General features: G+C 68.6%; 21 protein-coding genes. 10 read left to right on the top strand and 11 right to left on the bottom strand.

The annotated features are described in order from the left end of the window. Position 1: 1 nt before the first annotated feature. The gene (locus A5736_RS11365; protein WP_083667336.1) at positions 2–1,717 is read right to left on the bottom strand and encodes a DAK2 domain-containing protein; all 1,716 of its coding nucleotides are present in this window, start codon (positions 1,715–1,717) and stop codon (positions 2–4) included. Between the two features lie 178 nt (positions 1,718–1,895). Here A5736_RS11365 and rpmB point away from each other — a divergent pair, with 178 nt between their 5' ends. Then, on the top strand, positions 1,896–2,090 hold the full coding sequence (rpmB, locus tag A5736_RS11360) for a 50S ribosomal protein L28 (protein ID WP_076125869.1): 195 nt from the start codon (positions 1,896–1,898) through the stop codon (positions 2,088–2,090). Here the strand turns inward: rpmB and A5736_RS11355 are convergent. Continuing rightward, positions 2,087–3,082, bottom strand: coding sequence for a GlxA family transcriptional regulator (locus tag A5736_RS11355; RefSeq protein ID WP_076246218.1), 996 nt, complete (start codon positions 3,080–3,082; stop codon positions 2,087–2,089). The genes rpmB and A5736_RS11355 overlap by 4 nt on opposite strands. Positions 3,083–3,180: 98 nt before the next feature. On the opposite strand from A5736_RS11355, the gene A5736_RS11350 reads away from it, so the two are divergent. Genes A5736_RS11350 through A5736_RS26315 form a run of 3 tightly spaced genes read left to right on the top strand, consistent with a single transcriptional unit; the run spans position 3,181 to position 4,876 of the window. Beyond that, positions 3,181–3,864: a DJ-1/PfpI family protein gene (locus tag A5736_RS11350; protein WP_076246216.1), complete on the top strand. Its 684-nt coding sequence runs from the start codon at positions 3,181–3,183 to the stop codon at positions 3,862–3,864. A 14-nt stretch (positions 3,865–3,878) separates the two neighbouring features. Then, entirely contained in the window at positions 3,879–4,373 is a 495-nt protein-coding gene (locus tag A5736_RS25960) for a carboxymuconolactone decarboxylase family protein (protein WP_158070279.1), read from the top strand. Next, positions 4,370–4,876 carry a carbonic anhydrase gene (locus tag A5736_RS26315; RefSeq protein ID WP_076246214.1) on the top strand — a complete coding sequence of 169 codons (507 nt, stop codon included), beginning with the start codon at positions 4,370–4,372 and terminating at the stop codon, positions 4,874–4,876. The genes A5736_RS25960 and A5736_RS26315 overlap by 4 nt, the downstream gene beginning before the upstream one ends. A gap of 17 nt (positions 4,877–4,893) precedes the next feature. Here A5736_RS26315 and A5736_RS11335 read toward each other — a convergent pair whose 3' ends face one another. The 4 genes from A5736_RS11335 to A5736_RS11320 are packed head-to-tail and all read right to left on the bottom strand — an operon-like array spanning position 4,894 to position 7,780. Beyond that, the gene (locus A5736_RS11335; protein WP_076246258.1) at positions 4,894–5,826 is read right to left on the bottom strand and encodes an NADP-dependent oxidoreductase; all 933 of its coding nucleotides are present in this window, start codon (positions 5,824–5,826) and stop codon (positions 4,894–4,896) included. Between the two features lie 5 nt (positions 5,827–5,831). Then, positions 5,832–6,515 carry a uracil-DNA glycosylase gene (locus A5736_RS11330; RefSeq protein WP_076246212.1) on the bottom strand — a complete coding sequence of 228 codons (684 nt, stop codon included), beginning with the start codon at positions 6,513–6,515 and terminating at the stop codon, positions 5,832–5,834. Then, positions 6,512–6,802 (bottom strand): DUF1330 domain-containing protein, encoded by a 291-nt coding sequence (locus A5736_RS11325; protein WP_076063218.1) that lies wholly within the window; start codon positions 6,800–6,802, stop codon positions 6,512–6,514. Before A5736_RS11325 ends, A5736_RS11330 begins: the two co-directional genes overlap by 4 nt. Before the next feature lie 9 nt (positions 6,803–6,811). Then, complete coding sequence (locus A5736_RS11320; RefSeq protein ID WP_076246257.1) at positions 6,812–7,780, bottom strand: thiamine-phosphate kinase; 969 nt, start codon at positions 7,778–7,780, stop codon at positions 6,812–6,814. Between the two features lie 154 nt (positions 7,781–7,934). Between A5736_RS11320 and A5736_RS11315 the strand changes: the two genes are divergently transcribed. After that, positions 7,935–8,450 (top strand): DUF3515 domain-containing protein, encoded by a 516-nt coding sequence (locus A5736_RS11315; protein WP_076246255.1) that lies wholly within the window; start codon positions 7,935–7,937, stop codon positions 8,448–8,450. An 8-nt stretch (positions 8,451–8,458) separates the two neighbouring features. Here A5736_RS11315 and A5736_RS11310 read toward each other — a convergent pair whose 3' ends face one another. Together A5736_RS11310 and A5736_RS11305 are read right to left on the bottom strand one after the other, a co-directional pair. After that, positions 8,459–9,580 (bottom strand): D-alanine--D-alanine ligase family protein, encoded by a 1,122-nt coding sequence (locus tag A5736_RS11310; RefSeq protein WP_076125883.1) that lies wholly within the window; start codon positions 9,578–9,580, stop codon positions 8,459–8,461. Between the two features lie 62 nt (positions 9,581–9,642). Further along, entirely contained in the window at positions 9,643–10,662 is a 1,020-nt protein-coding gene (locus A5736_RS11305) for an NAD(P)H-dependent glycerol-3-phosphate dehydrogenase (protein WP_254848346.1), read from the bottom strand. A 127-nt stretch (positions 10,663–10,789) separates the two neighbouring features. Here A5736_RS11305 and cofC point away from each other — a divergent pair, with 127 nt between their 5' ends. The 3 genes from cofC to A5736_RS11290 all read left to right on the top strand — a co-directional run bounded on the left by cofC (position 10,790) and on the right by A5736_RS11290 (position 14,767). Further along, positions 10,790–11,452: a 2-phospho-L-lactate guanylyltransferase gene (gene cofC, locus A5736_RS11300; protein WP_076125888.1), complete on the top strand. Its 663-nt coding sequence runs from the start codon at positions 10,790–10,792 to the stop codon at positions 11,450–11,452. 99 nt (positions 11,453–11,551) lie between these two features. Continuing rightward, complete coding sequence (locus A5736_RS11295; protein WP_076125891.1) at positions 11,552–13,753, top strand: RNA degradosome polyphosphate kinase; 2,202 nt, start codon at positions 11,552–11,554, stop codon at positions 13,751–13,753. Between the two features lie 72 nt (positions 13,754–13,825). Further along, complete coding sequence (locus A5736_RS11290) at positions 13,826–14,767, top strand: bifunctional NUDIX hydrolase/histidine phosphatase family protein (protein ID WP_076126011.1); 942 nt, start codon at positions 13,826–13,828, stop codon at positions 14,765–14,767. A gap of 69 nt (positions 14,768–14,836) precedes the next feature. On the opposite strand, the gene A5736_RS11285 is transcribed toward A5736_RS11290, so the two are convergent. The 3 genes from A5736_RS11285 to leuC all read right to left on the bottom strand — a co-directional run bounded on the left by A5736_RS11285 (position 14,837) and on the right by leuC (position 17,673). Beyond that, on the bottom strand, positions 14,837–15,427 hold the full coding sequence (locus A5736_RS11285) for an HU family DNA-binding protein (protein ID WP_076125894.1): 591 nt from the start codon (positions 15,425–15,427) through the stop codon (positions 14,837–14,839). Positions 15,428–15,640: 213 nt separating this feature from the next. After that, positions 15,641–16,237: a 3-isopropylmalate dehydratase small subunit gene (leuD, locus tag A5736_RS11280; RefSeq protein ID WP_076125896.1), complete on the bottom strand. Its 597-nt coding sequence runs from the start codon at positions 16,235–16,237 to the stop codon at positions 15,641–15,643. Positions 16,238–16,260: 23 nt separating this feature from the next. Further along, complete coding sequence (gene leuC / locus A5736_RS11275) at positions 16,261–17,673, bottom strand: 3-isopropylmalate dehydratase large subunit (protein ID WP_076246209.1); 1,413 nt, start codon at positions 17,671–17,673, stop codon at positions 16,261–16,263. A gap of 63 nt (positions 17,674–17,736) precedes the next feature. On the opposite strand from leuC, the gene A5736_RS11270 reads away from it, so the two are divergent. Both A5736_RS11270 and A5736_RS11265 read left to right on the top strand, forming a co-directional pair. After that, positions 17,737–18,438 (top strand): IclR family transcriptional regulator, encoded by a 702-nt coding sequence (locus tag A5736_RS11270; RefSeq protein ID WP_076125901.1) that lies wholly within the window; start codon positions 17,737–17,739, stop codon positions 18,436–18,438. An 87-nt stretch (positions 18,439–18,525) separates the two neighbouring features. Continuing rightward, positions 18,526–19,038, top strand: coding sequence for a pyridoxamine 5'-phosphate oxidase family protein (locus A5736_RS11265; protein ID WP_076125904.1), 513 nt, complete (start codon positions 18,526–18,528; stop codon positions 19,036–19,038). Positions 19,039–19,044: the final 6 nt, after the last annotated feature.

Below are 19,044 nucleotides of genomic sequence, written 5' to 3'. Positions count from 1 at the left end.
GCTACTCGACCCCGATCAGCAGGGCGTCGCCGCGATGGCCGGTGCGGTAGATCACCAGCTCGGTCCCCGGATGGTGGTCATGCACATGCTGTTGCAGGATGTCGCCGACAGCGGCGGCTTCGGTTTCGATGCCGGCCCCGACCAGCACCGTCACCAGATCGCCGCCCGACGCCAGCAGCAGATCGAGCAGGCCGATCGCCGCCCCGGCCGCATCGGCCGCCACGATCAGCACCTCGTCGCCCGCGATGCCCAGGCCGTCACCGGGCTGGCAGCGACCGGCCCAGGTCAGCGCGCTTTCGGTCGCGATGCGCACCGACCCGTGCCGGGCGGCCCCGGCGGCGCGGGCCATCGTGTAGCCGTCGTCGACGGCCTGGCGATCGGTTTCGTGCACGGCCAGCGCGGCCAGCCCCTGCACCATCGAGCCGGTCGGTATCGGCACCACGTCGATGCCCCACCCGATGGCGGTGGTGCAGCCGGCGACCAGCTCCTCGGCGGCCACATAGCCGTTGGGCAGCACCATGACCTGTGCGGCGCCGGTGTCGACGAGCGCGCGCACCAGCTGGTGGGCGCTGATATCCGTGGCCGGGTCGTCCGCCTCGCGACCTGGTTGCAGCACGCAGGCGCCCTCACCGGCGAACAGCTCGGCGGCGCCATCGCCGTCGACCACGGCCAATACCGCCCGCTCCCGCGTCCAGCTGCCCGCCGGCAGCCCGGTGACGCCGGAGCTCAGGGCCGAGACCACGATCCGGCTCGGCCGGCCGCCCGCCAGGCCCGCTTCCACCGCGGCGCCGGCGTCGTCGGTGTGCACGTGCACCGAGTAGGTGCCGGGCGCGGTCGCGGGCGCGATGGCCACGGAATCACCCAATTCCGAGAGCCGGTCCCGCAGCGCGTCCGCCGCCGCGGGATCGCACCCGTCCAGGCGGTACATCACCTCGAACTGCGGCGCGGGGCGTTCGGCGGGGGCTTCCGGCTGCGGCGCGCGGGGCGCCAACTCGTACACCGTGCGGGCGGGCGCCTGCCCGATGACGGTGCTGCGCAGCGCGTCCAACAGGACCAGCAGGCCCCTTCCCCCGGCATCGACCGCACCGGCATCGGCGAGGACGTCGAGCTGTTCGGTGGTTTTCTCCAGCGCGACGACCGCCGCGTCGCCGGCGGCGGTGATCGCCGGGCCCAGCCCGTCGTCCGCGCATTCCTCGACGGCCTCGGCCGCGGCCCGCAGGACCGAGACGATGGTTCCCGGGACCTCCTGCCCGCCCATCGAGGCGATGACCAGATCGACGCCGCGTTGCAGCGCGCCGGCCAGGGTCGCGGCATCCATATCGGCCAATTCACCGCCGCGGTCGGCAGCCGCGCCGGCGGTGACATCGGCGATACCGCGCAGGATCTGGGACAGGATCACGCCGGAATTGCCGCGGGCCCCGTTCAGCGCCCCGGCCGACAGGGCGCCCGCGACGCGGGCCACGCATCCGGAGCCGCCGTCGGCGCGTGCGTTGGCCTCGGCCAGGGCGGAACGCATGGTGAACAGCATGTTGGCGCCGGTATCGGAATCGGCGACCGGGAACACGTTGAGCCGGTTGATCTCGTCGAGGTGGGTGATCAGGTCGCTGACGGCGGTGTGCGCCCAGTCGCGTAGGGCCACCGCGTCCAGCAAACGATCCCGCGACGACGTGCTCAGGGTGACCCACCTCCTCGGAGCCTCACTCGAGTAAACCGGCATATTGAGCCTAGCCAGCGCGGGCGACGGCGCCGGTCGTTGCCGTGCGTGGACTGTTGACCGTTTTGGTGGTTGCCCGCAGCAGTCGGTATTCTGGGCTGGCCCGGGTCAGCCTGGGCCGTCCCGGCTCGTCGAGATCCATCCTGAGTGCCGGGCCCCCGAATTTTGAGGAGCTTGAAGAATGGCCGCTGTGTGCGATATCTGCGGGAAAGGCCCCGGCTTCGGTAAGTCGGTGTCGCACTCCCACCGCCGCACCAGTCGCCGGTGGGACCCCAACGTCCAGACCGTGCACGTCGTGACGCGTCCCGGCGGCAACAAGCAGCGGATCAACGCCTGCACGTCCTGCATCAAGGCCGGCAAGGTCGTCCGCGGCTAGCGAGCCGCATCACGGGTGGCGAACGCGCGCCGGTAGTCCGACGGCCTCAAGCCGACCGCACCCGAGAACAATCGGCGGAACGTGCCGGTGTCCCGGTAGCCCACCGACCGCGCGATCTGCTCGATGCTGAGGTCCGTCGCTTCCAGGAGCTGCTTCGCCCGGGACACCCGCGCCGCCTGGACGAAGTCCAGCGGCGTCTGACCGGTCTCGGCCCGGAATCGCCGAAGCATGGTGCGGGTGCTCACATGGTGTGCGGCCGCGAGCGCGGCCAGGTTGTACTCCCGATCCAGGTTGGCTAAGAGGTCGCGCCGCACATGGGTCGAGAACCCTTGCCGCACACTCCCATCGAGGGTCTCGTCGATGTAGGGCGACTGCAGCGCGCGGCCCGGTGTGGTCAGGGTGATCTTCGATGTGGTGCGGGCCACGGTGGCGCCCGCGCGCAAGCGGACGAGATGTAGCGCCAGGTCAAGTGACGCGCTGAACGCGCCGGTCGTCGTGATCGGCCCGTCTTCGATCAGGAGCGCATCACGGTCCACGATCGCCTCGGGGTGACGCCTGCCCAGCTCGTCGGCGAACAGCCACGCGGTCGTCGCGCGCCGTCCGTCGAGCATGCCGGCCGCGCCCAGGAGGAAAGCACCGACGCAGATGCTCGCGGTCGGGATGCCCCGCGCCGCAACCCGTCGAAGGAGCGCGATCTCGTCCCCCCACGTCTCGAGCCGGCCGTCGATGTCCTGAACCGGGCTGAGGTCGAATCCCGGAATCACGAGGAGGTCGAGGCCGTAACGCATTCGCGGAGCCCGCATTTCGATTCCGCCGCTCGCGGATACGGCGCCCGGGCGAGCGGCATGCAGCGTCGTGATGAACGGAACCGGTTGGCCGTTGAACTCCGCGACACGGTTGGCCAGGGTGAGCACGTCGAGCACGGCGAACGCCTCGGATGCGAAGCAATCCCGGTAGACGAGAACGCCCACCCGGCTGGCCGCATCCGCCATGTGGCGACAATAGCCGCTTTAGTGGCATTTTCGCCACTCGTGTCGTCCTCCTCCGCCCCCCACCATGAAAGGCACGTGTTGATGACGAGGAGGAAGACATGCGGCTGACGGTCGTGTTATTCGACGGGTTCACGGCGCTGGACGTCGTGGGCGGCTACGAAGTGCTTGCCAACGTCCCGGGCATGGAGGTCGAATTCGTCGCGGCGGCCCCTGGCGTGATCGCGGCCGACACCCGCCGCCTCGGGCTGCTCGCCTACCGCGGCATCGATGCCATCGCCTCGACCGACATCCTTTACGTGCCGGGCGGACCGGGCGTCTGCGCGGCACTCGCCGACCCGGGGCTCCTCGGTTGGCTGGCGCGGATGCACGCGGCGACCACGTGGACCGTCGGGATCTGCAACGGGGTCGCGCTCTTGGCGGCCGCCGGGATCCTCGACGGCGTCAGCGTAACCACCAACTGGGGCTGGCGGGATCGGGTGGCGTCGTACGGCGTCGACGTCGTCCCCGACCGCTTCCACCGCGACGGGCGGATCGTCACCGGCGCCGGTGTGTCGGCAAGCATCGACGCGGGGCTATTCCTCGCGGGGCTGATCGCCGGTGACGAGATGGCGCGCCTGGTGCAACTCGGCATCGAGTACTTCCCCGCACCGCCGGCGTTTGCCCGTACGGCCGTCACCGACGTGCCCGACTCCGAGAAGCAGCTCCTGCTGGCGTTCGAGAGCGGTCCCGCGATGGAACGGCTCGCGACCGCCGAGCCGCCCTGGTCGGGGGTGACGGCATGACCCGCATCGAACCCGTGCACGCCGATGCCGCGCTTCCCGCCTTCGACACCGCGCGGCGTCGATACGGTTGGCTGCCGAACACCATCCGGGTCATGGCGCGGGGAACCAACGCGGCCGATCTCTACCTCGCGGCGGGCGAATTCAACGCTCGGGGCGCAGTTTTGCCGCTGGCCCGCGAGCGCATCGCGATCCATGTCGCCGAGACGAACGGATGCGAGTACTGCCGGACGGCGCACACCCTCGCCGCACGCGCGCTCGCCCGTCCGGGCCATGCCGACAATCAAAGCGTCGACGCCCAGGTCGAGTTCGCAACGCGCATGCTCCGCAGCCGCGGCCGGCTGAGCGACGAGGACCTCGACCACGCGCGCGCGGCGGGGATCGACGCGCAAACCATGATCGACATCGCCGCGGTCATCGCGGAAAACATGCTCGGGAATCTGATCAACAACCTCGCGCGCACCGAACTCGACGCGATGCTGCGGCAGCGGATGACGGAAGGAACCGCATGAGCGTCGATACCCTGATCGAGCGTAACGCCCGGCGCGCCGAGGCCCTGTCCGCCGCCGACCGCTCGCTCACCCCGGCACTGCGGACCATCGTCGTCACGTGCGCCGACCATCGCGTCGACCCGTCCCACGTACTCGGTCTGCAGCCCGGCGACGCGATCGTGCTGCGCAACCCCGGCGGCCGCGTCACCGCCGATGTGCTGCGAAGCCTCCTGGTCCTCGCCACCGTCGCCGCCGTCGAGGGCATCGACGCGGCGTTCGAGATCGTCGTCATGCACCACACCGACTGCGGGCTCGCTCGGCTCGACACCCCGGAACACGCCGCACTGGTCGCCGACTACATCGGCATCAACGAGGACGACGTGGCGAAGGTGACCGTCGCCGATCCTTGGCACGCGGTGAACTACGACGTCCACGTCCTGCGCGAGGTCGTGCGTGCGCCGGGAACGACGGTCACCGGCCTGGTTTACGACCTCGACTCCGGCACGGTGCGACGCTCGGAGTGAATGCCGCCGATTGCCCGTCAGCCCCGGACAACGATCACGGTCTTGCCGGGCCGCCGAACGGCGCGCTGACCGCTTTCGAACGCTTCCCGACCCTGCTCGAGTGGGAATGTCGCCGCGATTTCGACGCGCAGCCGGCCGCTGTCGACGAGGGCCGCGAGCTCACCGAGCTGGTCTCGATTGGGCTCGACGATGAAGAACGTCGCCGTGATCCCGTATTCGTCGGCTTTGCCCGCGGGCGGGGGCGCCGACAGGGTGATCAACCGTCCGCCCCGACGCACCACCGAAAAGGATCGGTCGAGCGTCTCGCCGCCGACGGTGTCGATGACGACGTCGTAGGTATCACCGGTTTCCTCGAACCGTTGCGTTCGAACGTCGATCACCCGCTGTGCGCCGAAGCCGCGCAGCAGTTCGCCCGCGTCGCTGCGCACGGTCGCGGTGACGTCGGCGCCGAGGATCGCGGCCAGTTGCACCGTCAAGGCGCCGACCCCGCCGGCGCCGCCGTGCACCAACACGGCCTCCCCGGGTTGCACCGCAGCCTGGTCGACCAACGCCTGCAGGGCGGTGAGCCCGGCCAGCGGCAAGGCGGCGGCGACGACATGAGAGACCGCCGACGGCTTGGCGGCCAGCTCGGCCGCGGGAACGGCAACGAAATCCGCTGCCGCGCCGTCGCGGTCGAATCCGATCAACCCGTACACCCCGTCGCCGGGCGCGAAATCCCCGACGCCCGTGCCGATGTCGGAGACGACGCCGGATACCTCGTGCGACGGGATCACCGGAGTTCGGCAGACGCCGTCGCGGGTCCACGTTTCGTCCCATGTCAACTCGTCGAACGTGATGGCCGCGGCGTGTACCGCCACGACGACTTCGCCGGCGGCGGCGACCGGCGCCGGCGCCCGCTCGACCACGAGTACCTCCGGTCCGCCCCTGCGGTGCGCCCGCAGCGCCGTCATTTCGCTCACGGCAGCCGCCAATCGACGGGCTCGGCGCCCATGCCAGCGAGCAGCTCGTTAGCGCGGCTGAACGGCCGCGAGCCGAAGAACCCGCGCGACGCCGACAGCGGCGACGGGTGCGGCGACTCGATCGCCACGCAATCCCCTTCGGCCAGAATGGGTTTGAGCGTCGACGCGTCGCGGCCCCACAGGATGGCCACCAGCGGCCGGGACCGCTCGACCAGGGCGCGAATCGCGCACTCGGTCACCGCTTCCCAGCCCTTGCCCCGATGCGACGCCGGGTTGTTGGGGCGCACCGTCAGCACCCTGTTGAGAAGCAGCACGCCGCGCTGCGCCCACGGCGTCAGGTCGCCGGACGAGGGCTGGGGATGGCCCAGGTCGGCGCTGTACTCGTCGAAGATGTTGGCCAGGCTTCGCGGCAGCGGACGCACCTCGGGGGCCACCGAAAAGCTCAGGCCCACAGCGTGTCCCGGTGTCGGGTAGGGGTCTTGGCCGACGATCAGCACCCGGACGTCGTCGAACGGAAACGTGAAGGCGCGCAACACGTTCGGCCCGGCGGGCAGATACCTGCGCCCCGCGGCGATCTCGGCGCGCAGGAATTGCCCCATCTGCGCGACCTGCTCGGCCACCGGCTCCAGCGCGGCCGCCCACCCCTGCTCGACGAGTTCCTTCAACGGGCGCGCGGTCACCGCAGTCCCTGCACCAGCAGCACCACCGTGTCCGCGCCCGCGCGCCGATCCTTCGCGATGTCCTCGTATTCGGGCGATTGCACAAAAGCGTGGAACGCCGCCTCGTCAGGAAACGACATCAACACCACCTTCTCGCGATCCCACTGCCCCTCGGCAACCTTCGGCGACTCGTCGGCGGCCAGCAGGGTTCCGGTGTGACGGGCGAAGACCTCCATGAACCTCGCCTGGTAGCGGTCGTAGACCGCCCGGTCGGTGAATTTCAGCTGCGCGATCGCGTAGACGGTCACGGCGCCACACTAATACGACTGCCATCCCGCGTAGCCGCTCCACTCCGCTCCGTCGACGAGCACCCGCGCCGGCCCGTCGAGCACCCGGCCGACGACGCGCCAGCCGGCCGGCGCCGGGCCGGCGAAACAGGCCGCCAGGGCGTGGTCCTCGCCGCCCCCGAGCACCCACGACCATGGGTCGGCGCCCACGGCAGCCGCCGCGGCGGCCAGCGCGTCGCGGTCCACCGCTAGGGCGGCGGTGGACAGGTCGATCCCCACCCCGGACGCCGTGGCCACGTGGCGCAGGTCGGCCACCAGACCGTCGGAGACGTCGATCATCGCCTCCGCGCCCGCGCTCGCGGCCGTGGCTCCCGCGCCGTACGGCGGCTCGGGTACCAGGTGACGACGCCGAAGCTCGTCGAACCCACCAATGCCGTTGTGCCACAGGGCATATCCCGCAGCCGAGCGACCCAACTCGCCGGCGACGGCGAGCACCGAACCGGCGTGGGCCCCCGATCGCAGCACTGGCGCGCGTCCGTCCAGGTCGCCCAGCACGGTCACCGACAACACCCACTGGGGGCAGCTGACCAGATCACCGCCGGCGATGCCCGCGCCGATCCGCGCCGCCTCGTCCCACAGCCCGTCGACGAGCGCGTCCACGTCCGCCGCGCGGGTATCACCCGGGGCGCCGAAGCCGACGACGAACGCCGTGGCCCGCGCGCCCATCGCCTCGATGTCGGCGGCGTTCTGCGCGACCGCCTTGCGGCCGACGTCGTGGGGCGTCGACCAGTCCAGCCGAAAGTGCCGGTCCTGCACCAACACATCGGTCGAAACCACGGTGCGGCCGTCGCCCGCCGACACCAGCGCCGCGTCGTCGCCGGGCCCGAGCAGCACCTCGTCGGGTTGCCGGCGTCCCCGCACCAACCGATCGATGACCGCGAATTCGCCGAGCCGTGCCAGCGTGGGGAACTCCCCCGATGCTCCGAAGTCAGAGTCCACGCACGCCACCTCCTCGGGCCACTCTGGGGTCGCCCCGACCTGCGGTAAGTTGGGTCTTTGCCCGACCGCGCCAGTGTAGGAGACAGGAGGTGCGCGGGCGGTGACGACCGACCCCAATACCGCAACCGATCTCGGCGGACCTCCGCGCGCCGCGATGATCGCCGCGGTCGCGCTGGCAGTCGCGGCGATCGGCGCGATCCTGGTCATCGCGGCGAACCGCGAGGCGCCACCACAACCCGTCGCCATCCCGGCCGTCCCCGCGCCGCAGGCCGCCAGCGCCGCATGCAAGGCGCTCACGGACGCGCTGCCGCGGCGGCTGGGAAACTATCAGCGCGCGCCCGTCGCGCAGCCCGCGCCGCAGGGCGCGGCCGCCTGGCGGTCCGGACCCGATAGCCAGCCGCTGGTGCTGCGGTGCGGACTCGACCGCCCGGCCGAATTCGTCGTGGGATCCCCGATCCAGGCCGTCGACCGGGTGCAGTGGTTTGAGGTGGGCGCCCAGCAGCAATCCGCCGGCGACTCGGGCAGATCCACTTGGTACACCGTGGACCGGCCGGTGTACGTCGCGTTGACACTGCCGTCGGGGTCGGGGCCGACACCGATCCAGCAGCTCTCCGAGGTCATCGACCACACGATCGCGGCGGTGCCGATCGACCCGGGCCGTCCGGACTAGTGAGCCCGTTAGCGCAGACCCACGCCCCGCGCCAGCGCGGTCTCCACCATGGTCGCGAGCAGGGTGGGATAGTCGACGCCGCTGGCGGCCCACATCCTCGGGTACATCGAGATCGTGGTGAATCCCGGCATCGTGTTGATCTCGTTGATCACCGGCCCGTCGTCGGTGAGGAAGAAATCGACGCGGGCCAGGCCCTGGCAGTCGATGGCCTTGAACGCCCGGATCGCCAATTGGCGTATCGCATCGGCGATCTCGTCGTCGACCTTCGCTGGAACGTCCAATTCGGCTGCGTCGTCGAGGTATTTGGTCGCGAAGTCGTAGAACGAGTCCTCGCGGCCGCGCACCCCGGCCACCCGGATCTCCCCCAAAGTGCTGGCTTCCACTGTGCCGTCGGGCATTTCGAGCACGCCGCACTCCAGCTCACGGCCGCTGATCGCCGCCTCAACGATCACCTTCGGATCGTGCCGGCGAGCGGTCGCCACCGCGGCCGGCAGCTCGTCCCAACTCGACACCCGGGTCACGCCGATCGACGAGCCGCCCCGCGCGGGTTTGACGAACACCGGCAGACCCAGCCGCTCGCACTCATCGAGGGGCAGCGCAGCCTGCGCTGGGCGCAGTACCGCGTGCGGGCCGACCGGAAGTCCTTCGGCGGTAAGCAGTTTCTTGGTGAATTCCTTGTCCATACCGACCGAACTGGACAGCACGCCGGCGCCGACGTAGGGCACACCGGCCAGTTCGAGCAGTCCCTGGATCGTGCCGTCTTCGCCGTACGGGCCGTGCAGCACCGGAAAGACCACGTCGACCGACGCCAGGACTTCACCGGCCTTGTCACCGGCACCGGCCCGGAGCGACACCAGCTGGCCGCCGCGCCGCGGATCGGCCGGCAGCGCCAGCTCGGTGCCCGAGGCGGTCGTCACCCCGGGCAGCTGCCGGTCGGTGATCGCCAGCGCGTCCGGGTCACCGTCGGTGAGCACCCACGAACCCTCCGGGGTGATGCCGATCGCGACCACCTCGAAACGCTGCGGGTCGAGGTTGCGCAGAATGCTGCCGGCGGACACGCACGAGATGGCGTGCTCGTTGCTGCGCCCGCCGAAGACGACGGCGACGCGCACGCGGTCGCTGGCACTCACAACCTGGAGAGGCTACCGGGTGGAGCGCCCTCGGGTCGGGCGCCGGGCCGCTAGCTGGGGTTTCATTCGGGCTTGGTGCTGCGGCCCAGCAACAGGGCCATCGCCTCGTCCACCGAGAGCCCTTTGTGACAGACCCGGTGCACGGCTTCGGTCAACGGCATCTCGACGTCGTAGCTGGAGGCCAGCGCCAGCACCGCCTCGCACGAGGTCACCCCCTCGACGACGTGCCCGTCCCTCGCCTGCATCGCCGATTCCATGGTTCCGCCGCGGCCCAGGCACTCGCCGAAGGACCGGTTACGCGAATGCGGCGACGTGCACGTGGCCACCAGGTCGCCCACCCCCGCCAGGCCGGCCAGCGTCGCGCCCTTGGCGCCCAACGCCATCCCAAGGCGCATGATCTCCGCCAGGCCGCGGGTAATGATCGCCGCCACGGTGTTTTCGCCGAGGCCGACGCCGACCGCCATCCCGCAAGCCAGCGCGATGACGTTCTTGCACGCCCCACCGATCTCGGTGCCGACCACATCGCTGTTGGTGTACGGGCGGAAGTACCCGCTGTTCAGCATCCGCTGCACGGCGACGGCGCGGCCGGAGTCACTGCACGCGACAACCGTAGCGGCGGGCTGACATTCGGCGATCTCGCTGGCCAGGTTCGGTCCCGAAATCACTCCGACCTGTGCGGGGTCGACGCCCGTCACCGAAACGATGACCTGACTCATCCGCATCAGGGTGCCCAGCTCGATGCCCTTCGCCAGGCTGACCAGCGTCGCGCCGTCGGGCAACCAGGGCGCCCAGTGCTCGAGGTTGGCCCGCATCGTCTGCGCGGGCACCGCCAGCAGCACCGTCGACGAGCCGGCCAGCGCCTCTTTGGCATCGGCGGTGGCGCGGATGCCACCCGGCAGCAACGTGCCGGGCAGATAGGCGGGGTTGTATCGGGTGACGTTGATCTGCTCGGCGATCTCGGGTCGCCGGGCCCAGAGCGTGACCCGCGCGTCCGGTCCTCCGGCGTCCACCAGCACCTTGGCCAGGGCGGTGCCCCACGCACCGGCGCCCATCACCGCGACGGCGCCCTCTGAACCGGGCATCGTGCTGGCCATTTACCACCCCGTCTGTCGTCGAGACCGTGTGCGGCGCCGCCTTCTGATCGCGTTGCCGGCGCTTCAGATTAGCCCGAGGCGGCATCGCGGGAATCGGCGCTGGCAGGATGGCCTCATGAGCGGCACACGCGCCGACGGCGCGGGCGAAAACGCAGCTGACGTTGCCCTGATCATCGCCGTCAAGCGGTTGGCCGCCGCCAAGACCAGGCTGGCCCCGGTGTTCTCGGCGCAAACCCGGGAGAGCGTGGTGCTCGCCATGTTGGTCGACACCCTGACCGCCGCGGCGGGCGTCGCATCGGTGGGCTCGATCACCGTCATCACACCCGACGACGCCGCGGCGGCCGCGGCGGCCGACCTCGGGGCGAACGTGCTGGCCGACCCGACACCCGAGGGCCATGAAGACCCGCTGAACAACGCGATCGGCGCCGCCGAACGCGCGGTGGCCCGGTCGTTCTCGAATGTCGTTGTGCTGCAGGGCGATTTGCCGGCGCTGCAGACGCAAGAACTGGCCGAGGCGATCGCCGCCGCCCGGCAACATCGACGCAGCTTCGTCGCCGACCGGCTGGCGACCGGTACCGCGGCGCTGTGCGCGTTCGGTTCGTTTCTCGAGCCGCAGTTCGGGCCGGATTCCTGCGCGCGGCACCGCCGTTCGGGCGCGATCGAGTTGACCGGCGCGTGGCCAGGCCTGCGCTGCGACGTCGACACACCCGCCGACCTGGCGGCCGCACGCCACCTCGGGGTCGGCGCGGCGACAGCCCGTGCCGTCGCGCGGCACTGAGAGATGAAGTCCGATCCGGCGCGACAGCAAACCTGTCCGGCGGATGAACGACGCGCCAACGACGGATGGATGTCTGTCGGGCGGTAGCAGCACCAGCGGGTGATGCGGGATGATCGCATGGTGACCGAAACCGAAGCCGAGGCGCGCCTCGCAGAAACGGCATGGCAACCGGATGGTTCGGCGCTGGCCGCACCGCCGGCCGCGACCCCCGCAGCGATCAGCGATGCGCTGCCGGAGGACCGCTACCTCAACCGGGAACTGAGCTGGCTGGACTTCAACGCGCGCGTGCTCGCGCTGGCCGACGACAACTCGCTGCCTCTGCTGGAGCGGGCCAAATTTCTGGCGATCTTCGCTTCCAATCTCGACGAGTTCTACATGGTTCGGGTCGCCGGGCTGAAGCGCCGCGACGAGATGGGGCTGTCGGTCCGCTCGGCCGACGGTCTGACCCCGCGTGAGCAATTGGCCCGCATCGGAGAGCAGACGCAGCGAATCGCGACGCGGCACGCCCGCGTGTTCCTCGATTCGGTGCGGCCGGCCCTGGCCGAGGAAGGCATACACATCGTCACGTGGGCCGACCTGGAGCAGGCCGAGCGCGACGAACTGTCGACCTATTTCAACGAGCAGGTCTTCCCCGTACTGACACCGTTGGCCGTCGATCCCGCCCACCCGTTCCCGTTCGTGAGCGGACTGAGCCTGAATCTGGCGGTCACGGTGAAGCAACCCGAAGACGGCGGTCAGCACTTCGCGCGAGTCAAGGTGCCCGACAACGTCGATCGCTTCGTCGAACTCGGCAACCGCGAACCGGCCCGAGAGGGCTCCGGCGAAGCGCACGCCATGATCCGGTACCTGCCGATGGAAGAGCTGATCGCGGCCTTCCTTCCGGTGCTGTTCCCAGGCATGGACGTCGTCGAACATCACGCCTTCCGCATTACCCGCAACGCCGACTTCGAAGTCGAAGAGGATCGCGACGAAGATCTGCTGCAAGCGCTGGAGCGGGAATTGGCGCGGCGAAGATTCGGTTCTCCGGTGCGACTCGAGATCGCCGACGACATGACCGAGGGCATGCTGGAGCTGCTGCTGCGGGAACTCGACGTGAATCCCAGTGACGTCATCGAAGTGCCCGGGCTACTCGATCTTTCGTCGCTGTGGCAGATCTACGGACTGGACCGCCCGGCGCTCAAAGACCCGGCATTCGTTCCGGCCACCCACCCCGCCTTCGCCGACCGGGAAACCCCCAAGAGCATCTTCGCGACGCTGCGCGAAGGCGATGTGCTGGTGCATCATCCGTACGACTCGTTCTCCACCAGCGTGCAGCGATTCATCGAGCAGGCCGCCGCGGATCCCAACGTGCTGGCGATCAAACAGACGCTGTACCGCACATCGGGTGATTCGCCGATCGTCCGGGCGTTGATCGACGCCGCCGAGGCCGGCAAGCAGGCGGTGGCGCTCGTCGAGATCAAGGCACGCTTCGACGAACAGGCCAACATCCGCTGGGCGCGCGAACTCGAGCAGGCGGGTGTGCACGTGGTCTACGGGCTCGTCGGCCTCAAGACACACTGCAAGACTTGCCTGGTGGTGCGTCGCGAGGGTTCGACGATCCGGCGGTACTGCCACATCGGGACGGGCAACTACAACAGCAAGACGGCGCGGCTGTATGAGGATGTCGGGCTCCTCACGGCGGCGCCCGATATCGGGGCCGACCTCACCGACCTGTTCAATTCGCTGACCGGCTACTCCCGAAAAGTGTCCTACCGCAACCTGTTGGTGGCGCCGGACGGCATCCGCACCGGCATCATCGAACGCGTCGAGCGTGAGATTGCGGCGCACCGTGAAAACGGCGGGGGGCGGATCCGGCTCAAGATGAACGCTCTGGTCGACGAGCAGGTGATCGACGCGTTGTATCGCGCGTCGCGGGCGGGCGTACGGGTCGAAGTGGTGGTGCGCGGCATCTGCGCTCTGCGCCCGGAAACGGAAGGCTTCTCGGAGAACATTTCGGTCCGCTCGATTCTCGGCCGGTTCCTGGAGCACTCGCGGATCATCCATTTCGATCGCATCAACGAGTACTGGATCGGCAGCGCCGACATGATGCACCGCAATCTCGATCGCCGAGTCGAGGTGCTGGTTCAGGTCAAAGACCCAAGGCTCACCGCATATCTGGACGACTTGTTCGAGTCCGCGCTGGACCCGTCCACTCGGTGCTGGGAGCTCGGGTCTGACGGGCAGTGGACCGCGTCGCCTCAGGATGGTCAGAGCGTGCGCGACCATCAGGTATCGCTGATGGAGCTGCACCGTAGCGCCTGATGCCGTGTGCTACGTTTCGAGGTCACGCCCACGGCCGGAGCGACCCAGGCCGAATTAACCTGCAGGAGTGAGGTGTCCGACCAGAACTCGTCCTCCGGCCGGCGTTCGGGGAGCCGGCTCGTGTACGCCGCCGGCGCGGTGTTGTGGCGACCCGGGACCTTCGATTCGGAAAACCCGGAGATCGCCGTCATTCACCGCCCCCGCTATGACGACTGGTCGCTGCCCAAGGGCAAAGTGGATCCCGGCGAGACCGCGCCTGTGGCCGCGGCGCGCGAAGTGTTGGAGGAGACCGGGCACCACTGCGTCCTCGGCAGGCGCCTTCCCGCCGTGAGTTACCCGATCGAGCAGGGCGTGAAAAAGGTGTACTACTGGGCGGCGCGCGCGTCCGATGGGGAATTCAGCGCGGGCAGCGAGGTCGACGAGCTGATCTGGCTGCCGCTCCGTGACGCGATGAAGAAACTGGACTACGTACACGATCGAAAAGTATTGCGCCGCTTTGCAAAACAGCCGGCAGATACGAAGACCGTGTTGGTGGTCCGCCACGGCACCGCCGGCCGCAAATCCCGGTTCTCCGGGGACGACACCAAGCGGCCGCTGGACAAAAGGGGACGCGCGCAGGCTGAGGCGCTGGTCCCACAGCTGATGGTCTTCGGCGCCACCGACGTCTACGCGGCCGACCGGCTCCGCTGCCACCAGACGGTGGAACCGCTCGCGGAGGAACTCGGTGTGACGATCCGCAACGAGCCCACCCTCACCGAAGAGTCGTACGCCAAGAACCCTAAACGCGGCCGGCACCGGGTGATGGATATCGCCGCGCAGGACGGCACACCGGTGATCTGCACGCAGGGCAAAGTGATTCCGGACTTGATCGCATGGTGGTGCGAACGCGACGGCGTGCGCCCCGACAAGTCCCGCAACCACAAGGGCAGTACGTGGGTGCTGTCGCTGGCGGCGGGCCGGCTAGTGGCGGCCAACCACATCGGCGGCTCGCTGGCCGCCAACGTACGGGCCTAAACACGCGAATACCCTTTGGGGGCACCGCTGCCCCCAAAGGGTATCTGCGTCTGGAATTCGGGTTAGTGCTTAGCGACGGCCGCGGCGCGCGGTCGCCTTCTTGGCCGGAGCTCTCTTCGCAGCCTTCTTGGCGGGAGCCCTCTTGGTCGCCTTCTTAGCCGGCGTCCTCTTGGTCGCGGCCTTCTTGGCCGGTGCCCTCTTGGTCGCCTTCTTAGCCGGCGCGCGCTTGGTCGCGGCCTTCTTGGCCGGAGCCTTCTTGGCGGCCTTCTTGGCCGGAGACTTCTTGGCGGCGGCCTTCTTGGCCGGAGCCTTCTTGGCAGCCTTCTTGGCTGCACCGCCCACAACACCACGCTTCACTGCAGGTCCTTCCGACGGGAGGCGCTGTGCGCCAGAGACAACCGCTTTGAATTGGGCACCCGGACGAAACGCCGGGACAGACGTCGGCTTCACTTTCACCGTCTCGCCGGTGCGCGGATTGCGGGCCACGCGCGCTGCGCGGCGGCGCTGCTCGAACACACCGAAGCCGGTAATAGTTACGCTGTCGCCCTTGTGCACCGCGCGCACAATGGTGTCGACAACATTCTCGACAGCAGCGGTCGCTTGCCGACGGTCCGAGCCCAATTTCTGCGTGAGCACGTCAATGAGCTCTGCTTTGTTCATCCAAAATCCTCCGAAGCCAGTGGTCCTCGTTTCGAACCAACTAGCGAACACGGTAAACCCTCACCTGGCAAATTGCCAAGCGCCACGCGCAATTTCAAGACGCGATGATCGAAATTTTCGCAATCCGGTTGCCGCCCTTGACCGGTGGCGCACCCCGAATTCGACCCGCTTACTTAGCCGAGCGAGACGAAATTTCGCCCGGGTCAACCCGCATCAGGAGCCGGGTAGAGTGCGCGGTTTCCACTCCGGACGAGCCGCCTCAAACGATTCGATGTCACGGAGTTTTCGCAGCGTAAGGGCTATATCGTCAAGACCCTCGAGCAATCGCCACGCAGTGTGATCGTCAATCTTGAACGGCAGCACCGCCGTTCCCGCGGTGATATTTCGATCTTGAAGATTGGCAGTGATTTCCAAGCCCGGACTCTGCTCGATGAGCTTCCAAAGAAGTTCGACGCCGTCCTGGCCGACTTCTGCCGCGAGCAGCCCCGCCTTGCCCGCGTTGCCCCGGAAAATGTCACCGAATCGAGACGAGATGACCACCCGGAACCCATAGTCCATGAGCGCCCACACCGCATGCTCACGCGACGAGCCGGTGCCGAAATCGGGGCCAGCCACCAGAACCGAGCCGCGGTCAAAGGGGCTGAGGTTTAGGACGAATGAGGGATCCGAGCGCCACGTCGCGAACAAGCCGTCCTCGAAACCGGTTCGGGTGACGCGCTTCAAATACACCGCGGGAATGATCTGGTCGGTGTCCACATTGGAGCGCCGCAGTGGCACTCCGATACCGGTGTGGGTGTGAAAGGCTTCCATGCTCATCCTCTATCGAAGTTGAATCAGTTCAAGTCGGCCGGCGCGGACAGCGTGCCGCGCACCGCGGTAGCCGCAGCAACCACGGGCGACACCAAATGCGTGCGACCGCCTTTGCCCTGCCGCCCTTCGAAGTTGCGGTTCGACGTCGCCGCGCAGCGCTCCCCCGGCGCAAGCTGATCGGGGTTCATGCCCAAGCACATCGAGCAACCCGCCTGCCGCCACTCCGCGCCCGCGGCGGTGAATATCTCGCCGAGTCCCTCGGCTTCGGCCTGGGCGCGCACCCGCATCGAGCCCGGAACAACCAGCATCCGCACGCCCGAGGCCACCTTGCGGCCGCGCAACACCTCGGCCACCGCCCGCAGATCTTCGATGCGACCGTTGGTGCACGAGCCGACGAACACGGCGTCGACGGCGATTTCGCGCATCGGCACCCCGGGTCGAAGGTCCATGTACGCCAAGGCTTTCTCGGCGGCCTGCCGCTCGCCCTCGTCGGCCATCAGGTCGGGGTCCGGGACGTTCGCGGCCAACGGGACGCCCTGTCCGGGGTTTGTTCCCCACGTGACAAATGGGCTCAACGACGTCGCGTCGAGATAGACCTCGGTGTCGAAGGACGCGCCGGGGTCGGTGCGCAGCTGCTGCCAATAGGAGAGCGCGGCGTCCCATTGCGCGCCGCGCGGCGCGTGTGGACGATCGCGCAGAAACTCGTATGTGGTTTCGTCCGGCGCCACCATGCCCGCCCGGGCACCCGCTTCGATACTCATATTGCAGATCGTCATCCGGCCTTCCATGGACAGCGACTCGATGGCGCTGCCGCGATATTCGATGACGTGACCCTGTCCGCCGCCCGTGCCGATCTTTGCGATCAACGCCAAAATGATGTCCTTGGCGGTGACACCGGCCGGCAATTGCCCGTCGACATTGACCGCCATTGTCTTGAATGGCCGAAGCGGCAACGTCTGCGTAGCCAGTACATGTTCGACCTCCGATGTTCCGATGCCCATCGCCAGCGCGCCGAAAGCGCCATGAGTAGAGGTGTGGCTATCGCCGCAGACCACCGTCATTCCCGGCTGAGTCAGCCCCAATTGCGGCCCGACCACGTGGACGATGCCCTGCTCGATATCCCCCATCGGATGCAGCCGCACGCCGAATTCGGCACAGTTTCGCCGCAACGTCTCGACCTGGGTGCGCGAGATCGGGTCGGCGATCGGCTTGTCGATGTCGATGGTGGGCACGTTGTGATCCTCGGTCGCCAGCGTCAGGTCGGGGCGGCGCACCGGGCGGCCGGCCAGGCGCAGCCCGTCGAACGCCTGCGGACTGGTGACCTCGTGCACCAGATGAAGGTCGATGTAGATCAGGTCGGGCCCGGAGCCCTCACCCGACGCCACAACGTGGTCGTCCCAAACCTTTTCGGCCAGTGTGCGCGGCGTGCCTGCCATCTTCGATCGCCTCGATTCGTTCAGAACTGGCTGTCTCATAATGCGAGACGCTAGTATCTCCTTATGAGACAGGATAGCGGAATCGGCGTCCTCGACAAAAGCGTGGGGCTGCTGCACACCATCGCGGAATCTCCCTGCGGGTTGGCCGAGCTGTGTGAGCGGAGCGGGTTGCCCCGCGCGACCGCCTACCGGTTGGCCGCCGCACTCGAAGTCCATCGCCTGCTGGCACGCGACGACGAAGGGCGCTGGCGGCTGGGTCCCGCGCTTACCGAACTCGCGGCCCACGTCAACGATCCGCTGCTGGCCGCCGGCGCGACGGTGCTCCCGCAATTGCGCGAGACCACCGGGGAGAGCGTGCAGCTGTACCGCCGCGAGGGCACCTCGCGGGTCTGTGTCGCGGCGCTGGAACCGGCTGCGGGCCTTCGCGATACGGTCCCGGTCGGCGCCCGCCTGCCGATGACCGCGGGCTCGGGGGCCAAAGTGCTGCTGGCCTATAGCGACGCCGCCACCCAGAAGGCGGTGCTACCGGCGGCGAAATTCACCGACCGGGCGCTGGCCGAAGTGCGCCGGCGCGGTTGGGCACAAAGCGTGGCCGAACGTGAGCCCGGTGTCGCCAGCGTCTCGGCGCCGGTGCGCGACGGCCGCGGCATCGTCGTCGCCGCCATCTCGGTGTCCGGGCCCATCGACCGAATCGGGCGCCGGCCCGGTGCGCGCTGGGCCGCCGATCTGTTGTCCGCGGCCGAAGCGCTGACTCGTCGTCTGTGATTCGAATCGATTGTGCGTTCAGGGCGGCGAGTGTGCGTTCAGGGCGCCCTCAGCGCACGCCCAAAAACGACCTGACAGACTGACGCCATGGGAACCAATCAGCGCGCGAGCATCGTCATGTCGGAGGACGAGATCGCCGATTTCGTCGTCAAGAGCCGCACCGGAACATTGGCCACCGTCGGCCCCGACGGCCAGCCGCATTTGACCGCCATGTGGTACGCCGTGGTCGACGGCGAAATCTGGCTGGAGACCAAGGCCAAGTCGCAGAAGGCCGTCAACCTCAAACGGGATCCGCGGGTGAGCTTTTTGATCGAGGGCGGCGACACCTACGACACGCTGCGCGGGGTGTCCTTTGAAGGCGTCGCCGAGATCGTTGACGATCCCGACGTCTCGCACCGCGTCGGCGTCAGCGTGTTCGAGCGTTACACCGGCCCCTACAGCGACGACATGAAGCCCTTCGTCGAGCAGATGATGAACAAGCGGGTCTGCGTGCGCATCGTGGCGGCACGTTCGCGTTCGTGGGATCACCGCAAGCTCGGTTTGCCGCCGATGCCGGTGGGCGGATCGACCGCACCAGCGGTCGTGGGGACCGGCCAGTAAGAATTT

The organism is Mycobacterium sp. SP-6446 (assembly GCF_001954045.1).
GTDB lineage: Bacteria > Actinomycetota > Actinomycetes > Mycobacteriales > Mycobacteriaceae > Mycobacterium.
Note: the sequence above shows the minus strand (reverse complement) of the source record. Positions and strands in the feature narration are given on the sequence as shown.